22 protein-coding genes are annotated in these 22,836 nt (G+C 35.5%); 12 read left to right on the forward strand and 10 right to left on the reverse strand.

Annotated elements, in window-relative coordinates; genetic code table 11:
• From AACP56_RS14550 to AACP56_RS14570, 5 genes are all read left to right on the forward strand, one after another.
• Positions 1–345, forward strand: a complete 345-nt coding sequence (locus AACP56_RS14550) for a hypothetical protein (protein ID WP_339337426.1) — start codon at positions 1–3, stop codon at positions 343–345.
• Between the two features lies 1 nt (position 346).
• On the forward strand, positions 347–1,165 hold the full coding sequence (locus AACP56_RS14555; protein WP_339337425.1) for a helix-turn-helix transcriptional regulator: 819 nt from the start codon (positions 347–349) through the stop codon (positions 1,163–1,165).
• Positions 1,166–1,232: 67 nt separating this feature from the next.
• A complete protein-coding gene (locus tag AACP56_RS14560) occupies positions 1,233–2,876 on the forward strand; it encodes a serine hydrolase domain-containing protein (protein ID WP_339337424.1) in 1,644 nt (547 codons plus the stop codon).
• 26 nt (positions 2,877–2,902) lie between these two features.
• Positions 2,903–3,805, forward strand: coding sequence for a hypothetical protein (locus AACP56_RS14565; protein WP_339337423.1), 903 nt, complete (start codon positions 2,903–2,905; stop codon positions 3,803–3,805).
• Between the two features lie 48 nt (positions 3,806–3,853).
• The gene (locus tag AACP56_RS14570) at positions 3,854–4,855 is read left to right on the forward strand and encodes an alpha/beta fold hydrolase (protein ID WP_339337422.1); all 1,002 of its coding nucleotides are present in this window, start codon (positions 3,854–3,856) and stop codon (positions 4,853–4,855) included.
• 575 nt (positions 4,856–5,430) lie between these two features.
• Here the strand turns inward: AACP56_RS14570 and AACP56_RS14575 are convergent.
• The 9 genes from AACP56_RS14575 to AACP56_RS14615 form a co-directional block, all read right to left on the reverse strand.
• The gene (locus tag AACP56_RS14575; RefSeq protein WP_339337421.1) at positions 5,431–6,000 is read right to left on the reverse strand and encodes a hypothetical protein; all 570 of its coding nucleotides are present in this window, start codon (positions 5,998–6,000) and stop codon (positions 5,431–5,433) included.
• Positions 6,001–6,118: 118 nt separating this feature from the next.
• Positions 6,119–6,985 (reverse strand): hypothetical protein, encoded by an 867-nt coding sequence (locus AACP56_RS14580; protein WP_339337420.1) that lies wholly within the window; start codon positions 6,983–6,985, stop codon positions 6,119–6,121.
• Positions 6,982–7,233, reverse strand: coding sequence for a hypothetical protein (locus tag AACP56_RS14585; protein ID WP_339337419.1), 252 nt, complete (start codon positions 7,231–7,233; stop codon positions 6,982–6,984). The genes AACP56_RS14580 and AACP56_RS14585 overlap by 4 nt, the downstream gene beginning before the upstream one ends.
• Before the next feature lie 266 nt (positions 7,234–7,499).
• Entirely contained in the window at positions 7,500–7,895 is a 396-nt protein-coding gene (locus tag AACP56_RS14590) for a DUF6326 family protein (protein WP_339337418.1), read from the reverse strand.
• Positions 7,896–8,037: 142 nt separating this feature from the next.
• Positions 8,038–8,736 (reverse strand): LytR/AlgR family response regulator transcription factor, encoded by a 699-nt coding sequence (locus AACP56_RS14595; RefSeq protein ID WP_339337417.1) that lies wholly within the window; start codon positions 8,734–8,736, stop codon positions 8,038–8,040.
• Between the two features lie 38 nt (positions 8,737–8,774).
• Positions 8,775–9,803 (reverse strand): sensor histidine kinase, encoded by a 1,029-nt coding sequence (locus AACP56_RS14600; RefSeq protein ID WP_339337416.1) that lies wholly within the window; start codon positions 9,801–9,803, stop codon positions 8,775–8,777.
• A gap of 289 nt (positions 9,804–10,092) precedes the next feature.
• A complete protein-coding gene (locus AACP56_RS14605) occupies positions 10,093–10,215 on the reverse strand; it encodes a hypothetical protein (RefSeq protein WP_339337415.1) in 123 nt (40 codons plus the stop codon).
• Between the two features lie 404 nt (positions 10,216–10,619).
• Positions 10,620–12,002, reverse strand: a complete 1,383-nt coding sequence (locus AACP56_RS14610) for a sugar porter family MFS transporter (RefSeq protein ID WP_339337414.1) — start codon at positions 12,000–12,002, stop codon at positions 10,620–10,622.
• 31 nt (positions 12,003–12,033) lie between these two features.
• A complete protein-coding gene (locus tag AACP56_RS14615; RefSeq protein ID WP_339337413.1) occupies positions 12,034–13,269 on the reverse strand; it encodes a 3-deoxy-D-manno-octulosonic acid transferase in 1,236 nt (411 codons plus the stop codon).
• A gap of 89 nt (positions 13,270–13,358) precedes the next feature.
• On the opposite strand from AACP56_RS14615, the gene AACP56_RS14620 reads away from it, so the two are divergent.
• The 6 genes from AACP56_RS14620 (at position 13,359) to odhB (ending at position 21,532) form a co-directional block, all read left to right on the forward strand.
• Positions 13,359–14,513, forward strand: coding sequence for a DegT/DnrJ/EryC1/StrS family aminotransferase (locus AACP56_RS14620; RefSeq protein WP_339337412.1), 1,155 nt, complete (start codon positions 13,359–13,361; stop codon positions 14,511–14,513).
• 42 nt (positions 14,514–14,555) lie between these two features.
• Positions 14,556–15,572: a UDP-glucose 4-epimerase GalE gene (gene galE, locus AACP56_RS14625; RefSeq protein ID WP_339337411.1), complete on the forward strand. Its 1,017-nt coding sequence runs from the start codon at positions 14,556–14,558 to the stop codon at positions 15,570–15,572.
• Positions 15,573–15,655: 83 nt separating this feature from the next.
• A complete protein-coding gene (locus AACP56_RS14630; RefSeq protein ID WP_339337410.1) occupies positions 15,656–16,927 on the forward strand; it encodes a metal-dependent hydrolase family protein in 1,272 nt (423 codons plus the stop codon).
• Positions 16,928–17,009: 82 nt separating this feature from the next.
• Complete coding sequence (locus AACP56_RS14635) at positions 17,010–17,369, forward strand: hypothetical protein (protein WP_339337409.1); 360 nt, start codon at positions 17,010–17,012, stop codon at positions 17,367–17,369.
• A gap of 114 nt (positions 17,370–17,483) precedes the next feature.
• On the forward strand, positions 17,484–20,285 hold the full coding sequence (locus tag AACP56_RS14640) for a 2-oxoglutarate dehydrogenase E1 component (RefSeq protein WP_339337408.1): 2,802 nt from the start codon (positions 17,484–17,486) through the stop codon (positions 20,283–20,285).
• Between the two features lie 26 nt (positions 20,286–20,311).
• A complete protein-coding gene (gene odhB, locus AACP56_RS14645; RefSeq protein ID WP_339337407.1) occupies positions 20,312–21,532 on the forward strand; it encodes a 2-oxoglutarate dehydrogenase complex dihydrolipoyllysine-residue succinyltransferase in 1,221 nt (406 codons plus the stop codon).
• A 1-nt stretch (position 21,533) separates the two neighbouring features.
• On the opposite strand, the gene AACP56_RS14650 is transcribed toward odhB, so the two are convergent.
• On the reverse strand, positions 21,534–21,977 hold the full coding sequence (locus AACP56_RS14650) for a retropepsin-like aspartic protease (protein WP_339337406.1): 444 nt from the start codon (positions 21,975–21,977) through the stop codon (positions 21,534–21,536).
• Between the two features lie 88 nt (positions 21,978–22,065).
• Between AACP56_RS14650 and AACP56_RS14655 the strand changes: the two genes are divergently transcribed.
• Positions 22,066–22,833: a TatD family hydrolase gene (locus AACP56_RS14655; RefSeq protein ID WP_339337405.1), complete on the forward strand. Its 768-nt coding sequence runs from the start codon at positions 22,066–22,068 to the stop codon at positions 22,831–22,833.
• Positions 22,834–22,836: the final 3 nt, after the last annotated feature.

Raw genomic sequence — 22,836 nt, forward strand, 5'->3', positions numbered from 1 at the left:
ATGCAAAGCGAAAAAAATGAATTTAAAGATGATTTTATAGAAGCAATTGCCAATAATGCTGAACGTAAGGAACTATCCAAGGATTTTGAAAAAAATCTAATGGATACCATCCGATTGCGAAATGAATTTAAAAAAGAAATAGCATCTAAACTTAGAACTTCACTATACTGTTTCATGATTGCAATGGCATTGGTATTTGTATATTTAATAATAATGGCAATCAGTAAATTTTCGGCAGGTGATATTGTTGGTATCTTACCAATAATAACTCTTTTTATGGCTATTGGAATCGCAGTAGTCGTCAGTTCAAATTACAACCGAGTATTACATAAAACGATGGTTTGAAATGAAAATACTAACGAAAGGACAATATTATGGAATAAAAGATTTAGAAAAATCATTCGATGGGATTCTATTGTCACAATACAACTATAATACAGGTAGACCTACCGATTGGCACTATCACGAAAACCCATATTTCTGGTATATCTTAAATGGAAATATGAAGGACTGTAATAAGAAAACGAAAACCCTGTGCCCAGCAGGTAGTTTGATGTTTACCAATTGGCAGGAGACACATTACGGGTCTAAGCACTCTGGTGATGCAGCTGGTTTTCATCTTGAATTTGAGCGAAGTTGGCTTCAGAGAAATAATGTGAACCTATCAATACTGGAAGGCAGCGAATTAATACAACAACCCAAAGTACACTTTTTTTTTGCTAAACTTTACTACGAGTTTTTACAAAATGACAATTACAGCAAAATATCCATTGAACTTTTGTTATTACAAATTTGTGATGAGCTTAGTGACACTAAAAAAGATATTGAAAATCAGAATATTCCTCAATGGGTCGGGCATTTGAAAGAACTAATACATTACGACAAATCTGACCTAAATTTGAAATGTCTTTCAAAAGAGCTTGGTGTACATCCTGTTCATATCTCTAGAGCAGCACCCAAATATCTTTCGGCAAACCTTGGCGAATACATAAGACAACAAAAGTTAAAAAAGGCCATTCCTCTTTTGCTGGGTAAAAATGATTCGTTGACGGCTATAGCTTACAAAACAGGCTTTTCAGACCAGAGCCATTTTAACCGTGTATTCAATTCTGTTTTTAATATAAATCCAAAAACATATCGCAAAATATTAAACGGAAACTTATGATGTTAATCTGATACAATTTTTTAGTAAACCTTGTGACTATTTTTGAAAGTTCACCAAAACTAGATGTATGCTTAGATACCCAAACTTACTATTCTTTCTTTTGATAATATCCTTTGTCAGTTGTGCCCAGCAAATAAATGATAAAGAGCTGATAGGCGAATGGAAAGGAGAACTCACAGATTCTAATGATATATTATTAGATATGATGATAACATTGAAAGGAGAAGATGCAATTTTCAAACTTTCAAAAGATAAAAATACGCTAACCCACAAGTTTAAGCTTGGCAATACTTTTAAAGTTAATCTAGATGACAATGTTACTTTTAAGGGTGAGCTTAATAGAGATAAGTCTCAAATAGAAGGATTTATGGTAATAAACAGAAATCTTTATCCCGTCAAACTTGTTAAAAAAGGAAACGAATATTTTGGGAAATCAAACTTATCCATATTACATCATTTAAAATCAAATAATTTAAGATTAAACATAAAAGAAGTAAACGAAAATGGGTATACCATATATCCAATGTTTGGAACATTTTGGGTTAGTGATTTTAAACAAGAAAAAAATAACCTGTCGTTTAAAGATTACAAAACAGGTCTCAAATTTGAGGGGCAATTAAAATCCTCTGAGATGATATTTGATGTTAGTTTAGCTGGTAGTTTTATTGCAAGGACAGTATTTAAAAAAAGTGGGCAAGATAAAGTGTCAACTTTAGTTTCGTCAAATGAAAAGGTCAAAATGAATGACGGTTGGGAATCATCAAAGAATCCATTGGTGCTTTCACAAATGGAAACAGACATTAAAATTGACAGTTTAGTAGGTGTTGAGGGAGTTCTTGTGGCGCGAAAAGGCAAAATCGTATATGAGAATTACTTCTCAGGTTTCGAGGCAAACATTCCACATACTATGATGTCTGCTTCCAAAAGTATCTCTTCAGCGATTATTGGTGTAGCCATTGACGATAAGATTTTTAGTAATGTGGATGAGAAACTCTACAATTTTATACCACAAGAATATCAGTACACCAAAGACTCTTTAAAATCTGAAATCACTATCAGGGATTTGTTAACAATGAGTTCAGGATTAGATGTAAACAATAAAGCTTTTGAAGATAATTATCAAGAATCAAATAATTGGTTGAAAACAGTTTTAGAGGCCCCAATGGTTAAACAGCCTGGTACTTATGCTGATTATGGGTCTGCTAATCCATTTTTACTCGGTGTAGTTTTGCATGAACGGTTAGACATACCGTTAGAAGTTTATATGGAAGAGAAGTTTTTTTCACCTTTAGGAATTACAAATTATATCATGAATGTAGATGATACGGGAGTGATACCTTATTTTGGAGGTGGATTGAATCTAACCCCTAGAGATATGCTGAAGTTTGGACAACTGTACCTTAACGGAGGTGTATGGAATGGGCAACAAATTATTTCGGCACGTTGGGTGGAAGAATCGTTTAAAAAACATGTGCAATTACAGGATAGAAATAAAATTGAATATGGTTATTTATGGTGGCACGACACCACCGTTGTAGATGGAAAACCTATTCAATCTGTTGAAGCAAGAGGCGCTGGAGGTCAACGCATTTGTATAGTGCCAGAATTGGAAACCGTAGTGGTGATAACCGCAGGAAATTTTAGAAACGGAAAATCTCTACAATCTGGAAAAATATTTAAAGAGTATATACTTCCTGCTCTTATGAATTAATAAAGGAGAAAGGAAAATGAGTATCTATGAATTATAAAAATTTCGGACAGTTCGGCTTGTTGTTATTTCTATTCCTAACGGTTGGTTCGTTTGGACAGACAAATCCAAACGAAAAACTCAAATACCTCAAACAAGAATCACCAAAACTAAAGCCAGAAGTATTTGCCCCAGGGGTTATTTCAAAAAGTGGAGCGTATGAATTTGGCTCGGTATTTAATAAAGCTGGCACAGAATTTTTTTATGGTGTAAATGTGAATGGTAAGGAAGAAATTCGGTATTCAAAACTTATGGGAAAGAAATGGAGTGAGCCTAAGACAATACTGTCTCATAAAAATTATGGGTACAATGACCCTTTTCTTTCAATAGATGAAAACAAACTGTACTTTATATCGCAAAGAACATTGTATGGATTGGATAAAAAAGAAGATTATGACATTTGGTATGTTGAAAGAGAAAGTGAAGGATGGTCTGAACCTATAAATGCTGGACCAAATATTAATTCAGAAAACAATGAATATTACATCTCATTTACAAATGAAGGTAAAATGTATTTTTCTTCGAATAGAAGAAATGATGATTTCGATATCTATTCTTCTGAATTTAAAGGTGGTAAATTCCAACAGCCAAAGCTATTGAGTGGAAGAATTAATACCTCTAACTATGAAGCGGATGTTTTTGTAGACCCTAATGAATCCTATATTATTTTTTGTGCTACAAGGCCAGATGGTCTAGGTAGAGGAGATTTATATATCAGTTTTAAAAATAGTGATGGTGCATGGACAAAATCGAAGAATATGGGAGGCCTTATTAATTCTAAGAAGCACGAATTATGTCCATTCGTGACGAAGGATGGCAAGTACTTTTTCTTTACTAGTAATCAAGATATTTACTGGGTCGATGCTACGATTCTTAAGAACTACCGGGATTAAAATAATAAGGAGAAATAGAATAATGTTTCAATTAAAATAAGACTACCGATGATAAAATCAATTTTAAAATACGTTCTGGTGCCGGTATTCGCAATCTCAGTATCTAGTTGCGAACAACCTGAAAAGCCAGTACAAAAATCTATTTCCGATAGTCAAGATGCAACCTATGTAATGAAGAGCTGGTTTCTGTCAACAGGAGATTGGGATACCGACCCACAAATCTATGTTAGGGAATTTGGCACAGGCAATGATACCATTATATTACTTCACGGCGGTTGGGGTGCTGAGCATAGCGGTATGATAGATATGGTAAAGGGACTTGAAAAAGAATATAAGTTTTTTGCTTACGAACAGCGTGGGTCTTTGCGTTCGCCCTTTCCAGATTCCTTGATTACCTATGACCACCATATAGAGGATGTTGAGCTTCTAAGGAAAGAATTGGGGCTTCAAAAATTAACGCTCTTAGGCCACTCAATGGGTTCCGTATTGGCAAGTGCTTACGCAAAAAAATATCCAGAGCATGTAGAAAAATTGGTATTGGTAAGTCCCGCTTTTCTAAAAAACCCAGTTCCCGATAAGGAAATAGAACTACTACAAAACTCACAAAAGGCCTATGAAAGTTTCGCTACAAATAAGAGATTGGATAACGAGTTGAAACATCAAAATTTATTGCGGGAACAACCAAAATTATCTTCAAAAGAAGCAACCATACGTAACCGAATCAACTTTGCTCATATGATGTTGTACGATATTGATAAATGGAATAAACTCAATAATGGTAGAGCGCTTTATAAGGGCAACATATATGGATTGACTGAGAGCACCTACCCTGAAGAAGGTTGGAATTTTATTGAAGATTTTAAAGAGCAATCCTATCCTGTTTCGGTTATTATCGGAGACCACGACCGCTTTGATATGGGCAATCATATCTTCAAAAAATGGACTGCTGAAATTCCCAGAGCAAACTTCGTAAGTATAAAAAATGCAGGTCATCTACTATGGATTGACCAACCTGAAATCCTTACGACAACTCTTAGAAAACACCTTTAATTTTAAAATCGTAAACTGCCCGTCATGAAATAGGATAATTTCTATTTAACCTGTTCAATACTTTAGGCATAGTTCTTATACCTTGTTTTCACCAATGAGTAAATCAATATTGATAACTATTCAGCACATTCCCCTTCATTTCGCGGCTTCCTGCTGAAAAACCCCATTGAAGAGTCTTTTACTACTAGATTAAAAATCTAGTTTACAAAATTGAGAATCGTCTTTAGAAATATCTTTAAACATGGGATGTGATAAACAAAAGATGTACGTATCTCCTGTAGAATTTTGTTTACGGGTACAACATAGGTACAACAAACACCCCTATTTTATATATAATCCTGACTTTTAAACTTGTTCTAAAATTATATAAATTATTGATAATCAGTATATTTAAAATCAATCGTCCGTAATTGCTAGACTTAGGGTCTAGTGCCGCGAGGTGTGAGAGTTCGAGTCTCTCCGCCCGCACAAAAGGAAAAGCTTCTTGGAAACAAGAAGCTTTTTTGTTTGGGGATGATTGTAGGTACAACAATTCCTTACTATAATAGAATAAGCTGAAAATTCTTATGAAGCTATTAATTGAATACACCCCTTCTTGCTAATGTCCCATTTTTCTTTGTATTGAACAATTCTTTTATACTTTCATTATTTTGACCTTTCCATTTATCTCTTCCTACTTTTTTTAAAGGGTCAAATTGATATTTGTGATGGTAAAAAGCACTGTCACTTTCATTTAACTCTAGATATAATAGTACGTAACGCGGTTTTCTAAAAGGAGGTTTCCCGTAATGGTCAAATGCGATGAAATTAATAGTATCAGATGGGAGTTCATTAAACACATTTTTACGGACTTTATATTTTGCCCTAAATGCATGGTCCATAACTAGATTAACATATGTAACACTATCTCCCGTAATGGAGTCAAAAACTGTTTCCTCAGTGCTTTGAAGATGGAATTCCTGAATTGAAATTTTTTCTCCTATGAAAGCGTACAGATTTATGGAATCATTCTTTATTTTAAAATCTGCTTGATTTACAATAAGTGTGGTCTTACACCCTAAAAGTGTGTATAAAAGCCCTAAAGTCAGAAGGCTCAATATCCAAATACTTGGAGAAAGTAAATTTGCTTTCCTTTCACGTATCATCTAAATTGACTTTGTTTGTATCAATATAATGATTTCCCTGATGGATATTTTTATTAATCCATCCCGGTTATTGAAATTACTTAGCATGTTCCTCTACATTTTAGGAAAAAGAACTTAATTACAAGCCTCTTATATAGTTTAACTTAGCTATGTTTAGGTTTTTAAAAGTTGGTAGTTTATAATCCTCTGAAAGATAGACTGCCTGAAATCCAGATATAAGTTTTAATCCCATTGGCTGCTGAAGATATTGTGCTCCAGTAATAATATAGTGTTTCCTATTACTACAGTTAGAGTCGTTACAGATGAATTCATAATAAATATGGCTGTCCGATACCCAGGTCAATTGATTATTTGAATTTAGGAATGCATAATGCGGATTTTTTGAGGAAATTTGTCCGTTAGAATCAAAATGATATACAAATCCCAGAACAATTATACTGTTCTTCTTTTTAACTATATAATTCCATCCAAAGCCGTCTCCTGTAAAACAGGACTGAAAGCCGATTAATGTAAATCCATGATTTAATTCTTTACTGGATTTTCTAACAGGGAGCCAAAGGTGATGTACTTTCATGGCTTTCCATTTCCCATGCCATTTCCCAGAAAAGGTATTTAATACTTTAGAGGCTCTTGATGCGTTCGTTTTATCTGTGTTGGGTTTGTTGATAGGATGTTCCAAACCGGAATTCATCCACAATTGTTTTTCAACCAAGCTGTTTACTAATGACTCTTTTAAGAATTCAGTAGATAGGTAAAAATCAAGTGATTTTTCCGCTCCTTTCCAAAACAATTCTTTGAAGCTTTCTTTGCAAATCCCGTATGCTTTCATTTGTTCTGAAAAACCAGATAAATTCCGATAATCTGATAATAAAATATCATTGAAATTTTCGGGCTTTTTCAAGACATCTGTGGCTTTTTTCAAATTGATTGTCAGACTAAGCAAGAACGTTAGTAGTGTCACTATGAAGTCTAGATATGTCTTCATCTTTTAAGATTTAAATCTTTAATCTCTTGGAAGGCATTCGTATTCTCTTGAATGGAATCAGTATTTTTTTCGCTTTTACCCTGATGTTGAGCTTCCCACTCTTTTATGCTTTTATCACGGGGACTCAGCGCCCAACTTGAGAAACAGCCTGTTAAGAATAACGAGGTAAGCCCCATTAAACCGAATACTGTCAGAAAACGAACTAATTTTTTTATCTGTTCTTGAATATTATTGCTTGCTTTTTTCATGGCTTTATTTGATTTATTAAAATGAACAATCAGTACTATTAGAAAAGTTGATTCTGAGTCAAATACATAGTGTTGTCTTGGATTAAGAAGAACTTTTGTTAAAAATTAAAAGGAGGTTAAACCGTATTCGCCTTAATCGTATTGGTTTATGAATTCTGATAAGGAAAACGGCAATTGCGATAAAAGACCAAGACCATATATTTCCACCTCAAGAAGTTGTAGTGTGTCATGCGTTTCATGTTCCATACTAATATTAGTTTTCATGGCTATTGCAACTGATGGTTTTTGTTACGGGTTGGCAACTTCCAAACAATACCAATAATGACTATAAATGCTATCGTATTTACCGTTGCGAAAAATATTTCATCCATGTGGCCAGGTAGGGTATATAAGATACCAAGGCTGGAAACAGTAATAGCGAAAATGTTCGCCCATTTATTGGTTTTGGTTTTTAAAATTCTGGATAGAACTATCATTGCTATTGGTATTTCTACTAGGAATGCATAAAAAAGCATTTCACCTTCCGGTAATTTCAAGGCTATCATTTCTTCGATATACCCTTCTGTTGGGAATTCATGGAGATCTCTGAGAATCATATTAAAAAGGACAAGCACCCAGAGGGATGAAATTAATGCTCGTGGTTTTACATTGTTTCGTAACATACTGTTTAAGTTTTAAAGAATTTATACTTAAACAAATGTCCAAGGTTTAGCGTGGGGGCACAATTCTGTTATGCAAAACAAGTGTATGTGTCTGCATAATAACGGTTTGCGCCTGTGAAATGTTTAGGGTTGGTGTAGAAAACTAATAGTTTTCACTATTTATTTTTCGGAAAAAGTCGGCTTTGTAGGTTTCAGAGATTGGAATGAGTTGATTGGCTATTTTTATGCGACGTCGTTCAACTGAATCAATTTTGCTAAGGGAAACCATATACGATTTATGAACCCTACACACCAAATGAGAAGGTATGATTTGTTCCAGTTCCTTGAAATTTTGTAAGGTCATAATCCTTTTATCCACGGTATGGATTCGTCGGTAATCGCGCATTCCCTCGATATAGACGATATCGAGAAGGTTGATCTTTTCAAGCCGATTTTCTGTTTTTACAAAAATAAATTCAGGAGCTGTTTTAAGGGTGATTTGGCCTAAATTATCTTGGGCCTTATTGACTGCTTGTAAAAATCGATTAAAATTAAAAGGCTTTACCAAATAGTCCGTTACATTGAGTTCATAGCCTTTAAGTGCGTATTCTTGATACGCCGTAGTGATGATGACTTGACTGTCTATTTTTGAACTTTCCAATAGTTCTATCCCTGTAAGCTCGTCCATATTAATATCCAAAAAAAGCAGATCCACTTTATTGGTTTTCAAAAAGGCAAGGCCACTTAACGCATTATCAAATGTGGCACAGATGTCGAGAAAAGGAGTTTTCTGTGCAAAGCCCTTTGTTCTTTCGAGCGCCAGAGGTTCGTCTTCGATGATGATGCAGGTGTACTTTTTCATTTTTTGTTGGTTCTCATCCCAAATTAAATTTTTTTGGTCTATTGACGTATCGTCAGGCTAACGTTATAGAGCTCTTGTCCCTTTACAACTTTTAAAACATGCTGTTCAGGATATATAAGTTTCAATCGTTTTTCGATAAGTTCGTTGCCCAAGCCATTGATTCCTTGTTTTAATTTTCTGTTCGGATTGAATTTGTTCACACACTCCAATATCACGGATTCATTCTTTACTTGAATATGGATGATAATAGCATTATCCAACTTCTTGTTGGTAGTATGTTTAAAGGCATTTTCAATAAAAGGAAGAAAGACCATTGGGGCAATGGTTTGAGCTTTTGGCAAACCTGTTATTTTGAAATTGATGTAGTTGGAATTGGCCGTTCGTATCTTTTGTAAGGCGATATACTTTTCAATGTATTCGATTTCTTTGGAAAGCAATATTTTATCCGCTTTGGTTTCGAACAACATAAACCGCATAATATCGGACAGTTTGTTTAAGTAAATGGAAGCCTCGGTCGCGTCCTTTAAAATAAGGATGTCAATGTTATTCAAAGTGTTGAACAGAAAATGTGGGTCTAGTTGTGATTTTACCAGAGCCATTTCCATTTCGTGATTTTTTTGTTTGAGTTCCTCTTTCAATTTTAATTCTTTATACCAAGTGATAAACCCTTTAGTAACTAGAGCCACAACGCCAGTTGCAAAACAGACAAAAGAACTGAAAATGAACCCAACGGTCATAGATTGCTCACGTTCCGTCAAGCTCTCTATTCCTAAGAAAATATAAATTAGAAGATTTCCTATCAAAGCTGCGCCAACAGCAAGCGAAAGTGCATAAATAGCAGATGACACAAACTTCTTTTCACGAATTTTTGGAAAGACCAGAAAATAGTACAAATAGTAGGAAATAACAGATGGAATTACTGTAAAGTATAGGACTCTCTCCGTTGTTTCATCTACGATAGCATTATTATCCTCTCCACTTAATGAAAGGACAACTAAGACAATGGTCAAGACCAAGTAGCATAACCAAAACCCAATATGTAATCCGATAATAATTGATTTTTTCACAATTTTAAAATACTGAATAATTCTAAGCAAAAATCAATGTATTCTTCACCTATAAAAAATACATTCTGCGAATTGGGAATATTTGTCTGCGAAATTTGGCTTGTAATAATCTCATTCTACCAATGTATGGAATAGTATACAGAGCTTCTGTTGATAAAATGTGACATGAAAAATATAGAGATGGGTATTGCCTAGTGATATTATAAATTAAAAAAGCCTCTCCAATATTTGGAGAGGCTTTTCACTAAACACGTAATTAACTTAAATTTTTTTGTGGTTAATTAAGTCATCATATCAAGCCAACCAAGGCCAGTAAAGTTCCGATTGCTGTAATGGCCAAAACGCCATTAAGCCCAATAATTAAAACAGATAGATATGAATCTACCCCATTTTTAAATGATAAATTTTCCATAATAAAACCTACTTAAATTATGATTTACATTCAAGTTAGTCTTAATAATAGGCTAAATAAAGTTTAATGTTGTAAAATCTTACAAATTAGTGGTAAAAGTCTTAAAAAATGTGGTTAAGTAAGTTTTATATGTTGAGAAACTTACTAAAGAGGTACTTATAGTATTCCTAATAACTCTAATACAATACATACGGGTATTGCCACCAATATAGCGACCAAAGCGAAAATCATAAGGCGCAAAAAGCCGTCTAAAAGACTAGTTCCAGTTGATGCTTTTTCTGACATAATCATATAGTTTGCTTCAATGTACATAATTAATTCTCAAAAAGACAGTAGATAAGTATGCTTATTCGATAAAAAGTAGGGTTTTATACTTGTTTTACAACTATTTGATATTGATTGTATTACTTTTTTCTACTGCTCATTTTCTTTGCCAATTCTTCTAAGGAAACTCCTTTGGTCTCTGGCATCAAAAAAATAACAAACAGGAGCTGCAATACCATCATGGCTGAGAAGAAAATAAAGATTGGCCATGGATTATCCTTAAAAATTCCAATTTCACTATCTAAAAAAGTTGGGGTTAATAGCGTAATAAGTGCTGCAAATACCCAGTGTGTTCCGGTACCCCAGGATTGTCCGTAAGCTCTCACCTTGTTGGGGAATATTTCAGAAATAAATACCCAAATGACCGCACCTTGTCCAACAGCATGTGACGCTATAAAAACTAAAATAAAAATTAGAAGAAGTACAGAACTTGCTCCACTGTAAAAACACCATCCCACCATGGCTAAGCTCAAAATGTAACCAATAGAGCCAATATATAGTAGCTGTTTTCTACCCAAACGATCAATTAACGCAATGCCAACAAACGTAAAAACTAGATTGATCACTCCAATTGAAATAGAGCTAAAAAGTGATTCACCAGAAGCGAGCCCGGCTCTCTCTAAAATTTCTGGGGCATAGTATAGAATAAAGTTTATTCCAGACAGTTGATTGAAAAATGCCAATAAAAAAGCTAATAGCAAGGGCTTCTTATATTTTCCCGAAAAAAGCTTTTCTTTTTCTTGTGATATAGATTCATTGATTGAATCCTTTAATTCAGAAAGTCTATTTACAGCTTTATCTTTTTCTATACCTAATTTGTTAAGGGCATTTAATATGGATGATTCATCACTCCCCTTTAGCAGTAGCCACCTTGGGCTATTGGGAATTTTAAAAACCATAATAGTGTAAATCAATGCCGGAAGTCCTTCTATACCTAGCATCCATCGCCATGCAGTATCCGAAGAAAAAATCAGCCCGATTATATAATTGGAGATAAAGGCGATTAATATTCCAAATACGATATTGAATTGATACATGGCGGTAAGTCTACCTCTATTATTTGCGGTGGAAATTTCAGAAATATAAATGGGTGCGGCAACAGATGATGCTCCTACGCCGACACCTCCTATAAACCTAAAGAAAGAAAAACTATAGGGTTCAGTTGCGAATGCGGAACCTAATGCAGATAAAAAATAAAGCACACCAATCCAGAATAAAGTCTTTTTTCTTCCGAGTTTGTCACATGGTATACCTCCAAATAAAGAACCCAAAACAGTTCCCCATAGTGCCATGGACATGATAAATATTCCGTGAAAAGTAAATAGCGTATCCCCTAAAAACCAATTGGTTCCCCAAAGTTCTTTTATAGGTTGGTTTGCTCCACTAATTACTACGGTGTCAAAACCAAATAGAAAACCTGCCAGTGCAGCGGTCAAGGAAATTCTTAGAATACGTTTGTCCATGGTTGGTTAATTTGCTTAAAACTAGCAAAATTTAAAGAACCTTATGAATGTAGCTGATGATTTTGGAAGTAGTCCCTTTATTTGAACTTATATATTGAGAATTTGTCTTTCCGGTTGACAATGGTAAGGTGTCATTTTCCAATAAGTTATTTAAGGTGGTAGAAAATTCTTCTTTAGTTTTTATGGAGAGTACCCCTCCTTTTTTAACCAATTCCTCAGCTTCTTTAAAACCATGATAGTTAGGTCCAATTAAAATGGGAATACCAAATACAGCAGGCTCCAAGGTGTTGTGTAATCCAGTTTTGAAACCACCTCCAACATAAGCAATATCTGCATAGCTATAAATTTTAGTAAGTAAACCGATGGTGTCAACTAACAAGACTTCATAGTTGTTTAGGGGTTTGTTTTTCAGTTGAGAGTAACAAACAACTTTTTTTGTAATACTGTTTTTTAACTTTTTAATATGTTCCCCTTTAATATTATGTGGGGCAATTACGTATTTTATTTCTTTATCGGAGGTATTTATAAAATCAACTATAACTTCCTCGTCCTCGGCCCAACTACTACCAACCACAAAACAAAAATTGTCTTGTTTAAAATTGTCCATGAAATCCAACCTATTGTCTCTTTCTAAAATTTCGAGTACTCGGTCAAAACGGGTATCACCACTAACAGAGACATTATTTAAACCTATGGAATTCAGTAATTTTCGAGAATTTTCATCTTGTACAAAGAAATGCTTGAATACTGATAAGCTCCTTCGCATAAACTGTCCGTACCATTTAAAATAGACCTGTTTTTTTGAAAATAAAGCGGAGACCAATAGTGCTGGAATTTTTCTTCTGCATAATTCTTTTAGATAATTTGGCCATATTTCATATTTGACAAACAACGCCATTTTTGGGTTAGTAATTTCCAAGAACCTTTCGGCATTTGTAACTGTATCCAATGGTAAATAGGTAATGATATCTGCCACATCAGAATTCTTTTTCACTTCATAACCAGAAGGGGAAAAAAAAGTGAGTAATATTTTGTAATCGGGATAAAGGGCTTTTAGTTGCTGTAGAATGGGCAGTCCCTGCTCATATTCACCTAAAGAAGCAACGTGCATCCAGATTATTTTGTCGGTAGAAGTAATTGAGTTTTCTAAAATGGGGAACACACTTTTACGACCATCAACAAAAAGCTTGATTTTTGGTTTAAAGTGAGCGATTTGTTTTAGGACAAACCACGCAACATGTACTAAAAAGGAATAAAGTGCGTGCACAAAATTAGTTTGTGCTAAAATACATTTCTTAGACGAATGAAGATTTGCAGTAGCTTAATTTCTTAATTTTGTTCAATTAATCAATATAGATGAAAAAAATTCAAATGGTTGACCTTGGAGGTCAATACCAAGGAATAAAAGAACAGGTAAATTCATCAATTTCCAACATTTTAGAATCTTCAGCATTTATCAATGGCCCAGAAGTTCATGCTTTCCAAAAAGAATTGGAAGATTACCTTAAGGTTAAACATGTAATCCCATGTGCAAATGGCACAGATGCTTTACAAATTTGCATGATGGGTTTAGGACTGCAACCAGGCGATGAAGTAATTACGGCTGACTTTACTTTTGCTGCCACTGTAGAAGTAATTGCACTCTTACAACTTACTCCTGTTTTAGTAGATGTAGAGCCAGATACCTTTAATATTGATATAGCCGCTATAGAAAATGCAATTACACCAAAAACAAAGGCAATAGTTCCTGTACATCTTTTTGGTCAATGTGCGAATATGGACGCTATTATGGATTTAGCTGACAAGCATAATTTATATATTATTGAAGATAATGCTCAAGGTATTGGTGCCAAACATACCTTTAAGGATGGGACTAAAAAAATGTCTGGTACTATAGGTCATGTGGCATCAACTTCGTTTTTCCCTTCAAAGAATTTAGGTTGTTATGGTGATGGCGGAGCAATTTTCACCAATGACGACGATTTAGCACACACAATACGTGGTATGGTAAATCATGGAATGTACACAAGATATCATCATGATGTGGTTGGAGTGAATTCTAGGTTAGATTCTATTCAAGCTGCTGTGCTAAGAGCTAAACTGCCAAATTTAGATGAGTATAATAGGAAACGACGAGAGGCAGCAAGGAAGTACTCTTCAGCATTAAAAAACCATGAACATATTTTGACTCCTAAAACAGTGAATGGATGCGATGGTATTTGTGACACATGTGATTGTCACGTGTTTCATCAATATACTCTGAGGATATTAAATGGAAAAAGAGACGAATTGGTGCAGCATTTAAACGATAATGGAGTTCCATGTGGGGTATATTACCCAATTCCTTTACACAAACAAAAAGCTTATATTGATGAGCGATACAATGAAGCAGATTTTCCAGTAACCAATCAATTGGTCAAAGAGGTAATATCATTGCCAATGCATACCGAGTTGGATGATGAACAGATAGACTATATTACCACAATGATTATCGAGTTTCTAAATGATTAATAAGGATTTAGAACTAGTTTTAAGTCTTAAACAATAGTTGAAATGAAAATTCTTGTTACTGGTGGATTAGGTTTTATAGGTTCACATACCGTTGTGGAACTTCAAAATGAAGGCTTCGATGTTGTCATTATTGATAACCTTTCCAATGCTTCCGAAAAAGTTTTGGATGGGATTGTGGCCATCACAGGTAAAAAACCGCTGTTTGAAAACTTTGATCTAAGGGATAAACCAAAAGTTGAAGATTTTTTCTCAAGACATCATGATATTGAAGGGGTAATTCATTTTGCAGCATCAAAAGCGGTAGGTGAAAGTGTAGAAAAACCATTATTGTATTATGAGAATAACCTTGGTGTATTGACTTACATTTTACAAGAATTATCAAAAAAAGGAAAGGCAAGTTTTATATTTAGCTCCTCTTGTACAGTTTATGGCCAAGCGGATAAAATGCCTATAACAGAGGATGCACCAGTAAAACCTGCTGAATCACCATACGGAAATACAAAACAAGTTGGAGAAGAAATTATAAGGGATACGTGTAAAGTTACGCCACATATGTCTGCAATAGCCTTGCGCTATTTTAACCCATTTGGGGCACATCCAAGTGTGGAAATTGGAGAGTTGCCAACTGGAGTACCTCAAAATTTAGTGCCCTTTATTACCCAAACGGGTGTTGGTCTGCGAGAACAATTATCTGTATTCGGAGATGATTACCCTACAACGGATGGAACCTGTATCCGTGATTATATTCATGTAGTGGATTTGGCAAAAGCACATGTTGCTGCCTTACAAAGATTGATTAATGATAAAAATGTAGAGAATTTTGAGGTTTTTAACCTTGGTACTGGCAAAGGTAGTTCCGTTCTGGAAGTTATTGAAAGTTTTGAGAGGGTGTCCGGTAAAAAACTCAACTATAAAATTGTAAATAGACGAGCGGGAGACGTAATAGAAGCTTATGCAGACACTACAAAGGCAAATGAGGTTTTAGGTTGGAAAGCCAAATCTACATTGGATGAAGCCATGAAATCGGCTTGGGACTGGGAACAAAAAATACGCAGTTAAACCATACGAGTTATGGAGTCGAGCCCAACCAAAGCGTTGGGCTTTTTTATTTAGTATTTTTAAGAAAATAAAACCAACCAGAAATGAAAAAAATAATAGTACTACTTTCTCTAGTTACGTGTTCCATCGTTTTTTCCCAAAAAGCCTATTTGCAATGTGGCTCTGTAGTTGATGTTGCTTCAGGCAAAATACTTTTACAAAAGACCATTGTTGTTTCAGGAAATACAATTCAGGCTATTGAAAATGGATTTGTATCTGGCACAGCAAATGATGAGATTATCGATTTAAAAGATAAAACAGTATTACCTGGCTTTATAGACATGCATGTGCATATGGAGTCGGAGTTTAATCCACAGGTTTACATCAAAAGATTCACCAATAATGATGCAGATGTGGCATTTGAGTCGGCAGTCAATGCTAAAAAGACTTTACTAGCTGGGTTTACCACAGTTCGTGATTTAGGAGGTTCTGGCGTAAATATTTCACTAAGAAATGCAATTAACAAAGGTCTTGTTGAAGGTCCTCGTATTTTCACCTCAGGGAAAGCTTTGGCAACTACTGGAGGTCATGCTGACCCAACAAACGGAATGAAAACAGATTTAATGGGCGACCCTGGACCAAAAGATGGTGTGGTAAATTCTCCAGCTGATGGTAAAAAAGCAGTGCGTCAACGCTACAAAAATGGCGCAGACATTATAAAGATTACTGCAACGGGTGGCGTTCTTAGCGTAGCAAAAAGTGGCCATAATCCACAATTTACTTTAGAAGAAATACAAGCTATTACGAGTACTGCAAAGAATTATGGGATGTCCGTTGCTGCACATGCCCATGGAGATGAAGGTATGAAATTGGCAATTATAGGTGGAGTTAGCACTATTGAGCATGGTTCTTTTATGAGTGAGGAGACCATGGAATTAATGAAAAAAAACAACTGCTTTTTAATTCCCACCATAAGCGCTGGAAAACAAGTAGCTGAAAAAGCAAAGCAGCCTGGATTTTTTCCTCCAGTAGTTGCTAGAAAAGCTTTAGAAATTGGGCCTATTCACCAAGAAACCATGGCAAAAGCATACAAAAATGGCGTTCCAATGGGTTTTGGTACTGACGCCGGAGTATTTCCACACGGAAAAAATGCAATAGAGTTTGGCTATCTGTTAGAAGCAGGAATTCCTTTAAAAGAGTCACTCAAAGCTGCTACTATTATCAATGCAAAGCTTTTGGGAATGGATAATTTAGGGCAACTAAAAGAAGGTTTTTTAGCAGATATAATTGCAGTAAATGAAGATCCTTTTAAAAACGTGAACACCCTTGAAAATGTGGTTTTTGTAATGAAAGAGGGTAAGGTCTACAAAAAGTAAAATACTTTTGGGTGCGGGTGATAGTTACTAAGTTGTCACACTGAGCCTGTCAAAGCATTTGAAGAGTTGACAGTTAAAGTCTATGGATAAGAAATTTAGCTTCAGGAACAGTTTAGAAATTCTTAGGGAAGCCCAAAACCATGGGCTATTTGATAAATTGCACGCGCAGCTTCAAAAAGATTTTGAATTGGCTAACGTGGACTTGCTGCCATTAAAAAGTGTTTCTTTTGAATCATTGGAAACCCAGCTCCAAGAAAAGGTTTACGTTTTATTACTGGAGAAGTTTCCAGACTATCTCAATCTTTTGTATGTCATTGATATACCTGAAAAAGAATTTAGAGAAATAAAATCTTCAGATGTAGTTGAAATTTCTAAAGAAGTCAGTTTCCTAATATTAAAACGACTGTTTCAAAAAGTGTGGTTGAAAGCCAAATATGTTTAATTGGTTTTAAATCCTTAGTTATCATTGAACTTTAAAGGATACTTATAAAACTAGGTCTTCATTTTATTGTATTTTTGATAAAATTTTGCTTAAGAATTTTCGACAGTTTACTGTATGGATAAATATTCCTTTTTAAACGCAGCACATACCGCTTTCTTTGCGGAGTTATACGATAAATACACCAAAAGTCCCGATAGCGTTGAGCCTAGCTGGCGTGCATTTTTTCAAGGTTTTGATTTCGGTTTGGAAAGCTCATTGGACGAACTGGATATTTCTTCGATAGGCAATGGAGAAGTTGCCATGATTAATGGGCAACAGGTTGAGGTGCCACAGTCATTACAAAAAGAATTTAATGTTATCCGTTTGATAGATGGCTATCGTTCACGTGGACATCTCTTTACGGAGACTAATCCTGTACGGGAAAGAAGAAAATATGCACCTAACCTTGATGTGACCAACTTTGGTCTTACTGAAGAGGATATGGATACTGTATTTGATGCAGGAAATATCATTGGTATTGGGGCGAGCAGTCTTAAAAAGATTATTAAGCATTTAGAAAGTATTTATTGTGATGCTATTGGGGTAGAGTATATGTATATACGCACACCAGAGCGTATTCAATGGATTCAAGATTGGCTAAATGTCAATGATAATCATCCTAACTATTCCGTTGATGAAAAGAAGAACATTCTTAGAAAATTAAATGAAGCAGTTTCTTTTGAGAGCTTTCTTCACACCAAATATGTAGGTCAAAAACGATTTTCATTAGAGGGAGGTGAATCCTTGATTCCCGCCTTAGACATGATTATTGAGAAAGCTGCCGATGCTGGAGTAAAGCAGGTGGTAATGGGGATGGCCCACCGAGGTCGTCTAAGTGTACTTACCAATATCTTTGGAAAATCCCCAAAAGACATTTTTAGCGAATTTGATGGTAAGGACTATGAGGAAACTATTTTTGATGGTGATGTAAAATATCATTTGGGATGGACATCCATGCGAGAAACAGATTCTGGCAAGATGATGAATATGAATATTGCTCCCAATCCCTCTCACTTAGAAACTGTAAATGGTATTGTAGAAGGTATTGCCAGGGCAAAACAGGATAGTTCACATCAAGAAAACAGTTCAGAAGTATTGCCAATCCTTGTGCATGGAGATGCTGCTTTTGCAGGACAAGGCGTTGCTTATGAGATTATTCAAATGGCACGTTTAGACGGTTATCAAACTGGTGGGACAATACATATTGTTGTGAACAACCAAATAGGTTTTACAACTAACTATTTAGATGCGCGTTCATCTACGTATTGCACAGATGTTGGTAAGGTGACCTTGTCGCCAGTACTTCATGTGAACGCTGATGATGCAGAGGCTGTTGTACATGCAGCTACTTTTGCTTTAGAATATAGAATGCGTTTTAAGCGTGATGTTTTCTTGGATTTGCTCGGTTACCGAAAGTATGGTCATAATGAAGGTGATGAGCCCAAGTTTACACAGCCATTGTTATATAAATCCATATCAAAACATCAGAACCCACGGGATATTTATGCTCAAAAGTTAATAGCTGAAGGCATCATTGATGAATCTTACGTTAAGAGTTTAGAGGAGGAATATAAGAAGAGTCTTGAAGAAGATTTGATGGACTCTCGAAAAATAGAAAAAACACGTATCACGCCATTTATGCAAGATGAATGGGAAGGTTTTAAGCAAAAAACCGAAGATGCTATGTTAAAACCTATAGACACCTCTTACGACCTTAAAAAGTTGACAGATATAGCAACAAGCATAACCCAATTACCAGAGGGTAAAAAGTTTTTGCGCAAATTAGAGCGCTTGGTGTCAGGTCGCCATAAGATGTATTTTGATAACAATGAGCTGGATTGGGCCATGGGAGAATTATTGGCCTATGGTTCATTATTGGAAGAAGGTTATGATGTTAGAATGACAGGCCAAGATGTTGAGCGAGGGACTTTCTCCCACAGACATGCCGTCATTAAAACAGAGATGCACGAAGAGGAAGTAACATTGTTGAATAACCTTGGTAAGCAGCAAAATGGAAAATTCCATATTTACAATTCCCTCTTGTCGGAATATGCAGTAATGGCATTTGATTATGGCTACGCTATGGCAAGTCCACAGACTTTGACTATTTGGGAAGCACAGTTCGGGGATTTTAGTAATGGGGCTCAAATTGTAATTGATCAATATTTGTCTTCAGCGGAAGACAAATGGAAACTTCAAAATGGACTAGTGCTTTTATTGCCACATGGTTATGAGGGTCAAGGAGCGGAGCATTCATCCGCCCGAATGGAACGTTACCTCCAGCTATGCGCTAAGGATAATATGTATGTCGCTGACGTTACCACGCCGGCAAATATGTTCCATTTGTTAAGACGCCAAATGAAGGCCAAGTTTAGAAAACCATTAGTGGTCTTTACCCCTAAAAGTCTGTTGAGACACCCAAAAGTGGTCTCGACCAAGGAAGAGTTGGCAAATGGAAGTTTCCAAGAATTGATAGATGATGAAAAAGCTACCGCAGCAAAGACAAAATCTTTAGTTTTCTGTACGGGCAAGTTTTATTATGATTTGTTGGCAAAGAAAGAAGAATTGAAAAGAGATGATTTAGCTTTAGTGAGATTGGAGCAACTTTTCCCTATTCCTTCTGAAGATATGCGCAAGATTATTAAAAAATACAATAAGGCAGAAGAGATTGTTTGGGCTCAAGAAGAACCCAGAAATATGGGTGCTTGGGGTCATTTATTAATGCATCTTGAGGAAGCAAAAAGTTTTAGGGTTGCTTCAAGAAGATTTTATGGGGCACCAGCGGCGGGTAGTGCTGTCCGCTCAAAGCGAAGACACGAACAAGTTATCGATTATGTCTTTGACAAGTCAAAAGACAATTTCAAAATAAAAAAATAAACAAACTCGAAATAAAGGAAAATAAGATGATTTTAGAAATGAAAGTTCCCTCACCGGGAGAGTCTATAACCGAAGTAGAGATTGCAGAGTGGTTGGTGCAAGATGGGGATTATGTTGAAAAAGATCAGGCTATTGCTGAGGTAGACTCAGATAAAGCAACACTAGAACTTCCTGCTGAAGAAAGCGGAACTATTACCCTTAAAGCAGAGGAGGGTGATGCTGTTGCTGTAGGTGAAGTAGTTTGTTTAATAGATACCAGTGCCGAAAAACCTGCTGGGAACGATTCAAAACCTGAGGCAAAGAAAGAAGAGAAAAAAGAGGAGCCTAAAAAGGAAGTAGCCAAACCAGTTGAAGCTAAAAAAGAAACCTATGCATCTGGAACTCCCTCTCCAGCAGCTAAAAAAATATTGGACGAAAAAGGGATTTCTCCTTCATCAGTAAAAGGCAGTGGAAGAGATGGAAGAATTACCAAAGACGATGCAGTAAATGCAGTTCCTTCAATGGGTACTCCCACAGGTGGAAGTAGGGGAGAGTCACGTTCTAAATTATCCATGCTACGCAGAAAAGTTGCAGAGCGTCTGGTAGCTGCTAAAAATGAGACTGCAATGTTGACCACTTTTAATGAGGTGGATATGTCCCCTATTTTTGCACTCCGTAAAGAGTACAAAGAAACCTTTAAAGAAAAACATGGAGTAAGTTTAGGCTTTATGTCATTCTTTACCAAAGCAGTTGTTCGCGCATTAGAATTATACCCGGCTGTGAATTCTATGATAGATGGTAAAGAGATGCTTACTTATGATTTTTGTGATATTAGTATTGCAGTTTCAGGCCCAAAAGGACTAATGGTACCCGTGATAAGAAATGCTGAAAATTTAACTTTTAGAGGGGTGGAGTCTGAAGTAAAGCGTTTGGCCATTCGAGCTCGTGAAGGTGAGATTACAGTTGATGAGATGACAGGAGGCACATTTACGATTACAAATGGAGGCGTTTTTGGATCTATGTTGTCTACACCAATCATTAACCCACCGCAAAGCGCAATTTTAGGTATGCACAATATCGTAGAACGACCAATAGTTAGGGACGATGCAATTGCAATTGCGCCAATAATGTATGTGGCACTTTCTTATGACCATAGAATTATAGATGGGAAAGAGTCTGTAGGCTTTTTGGTTGCAGTTAAAGAAGCACTGGAAAACCCTATTGAACTTTTAATGGACGGTGATGTTGAAAAGGCACTTGAACTATAAATTATTTGATTTTCAAGTAGAGGCACTTTTTATCATAATCAATAATCGCTTTGCCTTTTTTTAGGATATCTGCACCTATGATACCATCAACAGGTAATGCCTTGTGGGCAGTTAGTGCCTCATTCACATGAACTAGGTCAAAAAGTACTATTTTCTGTCTTCTTTTTTTCCAGTCCCCGAGCTGAACCTTGTTTTTGTTGGAAATTAAGGTTTCCATTTCTGTAGCTCCAGCTCCTGCGGCTTTTACTTCAGATGCTTCAGAAATTAAATTAAAAAATTCAATCTTATCCATGCCAATACAGGTGTTGGAAGCACCCGTATCTAAGATAAATCTTCCTGAAATACCATTAATCTTTGCTGAGACTTCAAAATGATTGGTTTCAGTAAGTGCCAGAGGTATTTTAGTATATTTTTTTGTCTCTAAAAATTTTTTGAGTGATTTCATTTTTCAACTAAATTTTCACAAGGGATGTCATCCTGAGCTTGTCGAAGGATAGTAATAATATTGTTAAAGATAAACTTATTTTTGCCAGATGATTATAACAGATACACATACACATTTATATAGTGAAGCTTTTGATGACGACAGGGATGAAATGATTTCTAGAGCCATTGATGCTGGCGTGCGTCGATTTTTTATACCAGCAATAGACTCCACCTATACACAATCTATGTATGAATTGGAAAAATCGTATCCCGATAATGTATTCTTAATGATGGGTTTGCATCCGACCCACGTAAAGGAAAGCTACTTGGAAGAATTGGACCATGTAGAAAAGCAATTGGAAAAACGAAAGTTTTATGCCATCGGTGAGATAGGGATAGACTTATATTGGGATAAAACCTTTTTAAAACAACAGCAAGAAGCTTTTGTTTTTCAAATACGGTTGGCAAAAAAACTAAAACTTCCAATAGTTATTCATTGTAGAGAAGCTTTTGATGAAATTTTTGAAATTTTAGAACAAGAAAAAGACAATGATTTATATGGAATTTTTCATTGTTTCACTGGTACAATTGAACAGGCTCATAAAGCGATTTCTTATCGGATGAAATTAGGAATTGGAGGTGTTGCTACTTTTAAGAATGGCAAGATTGACCAGTTTTTAAATAAAATTGATTTAAAGCATGTTGTTCTGGAGACAGATTCGCCTTACTTAGCTCCAGTTCCTTATCGTGGCAAGCGCAATGAAAGTTCATACATTACTAAAGTATTGGAAAAAATGGCTTTAATTTACAATGTAAGTGAAGCTGAAATTGCCAAAATCACTACTGCTAATTCTAAAGAAGTATTTGATATCTGATAA

The organism is Croceitalea sp. MTPC6, assembly GCF_036985525.1.
Lineage (GTDB): Bacteria > Bacteroidota > Bacteroidia > Flavobacteriales > Flavobacteriaceae > Croceitalea.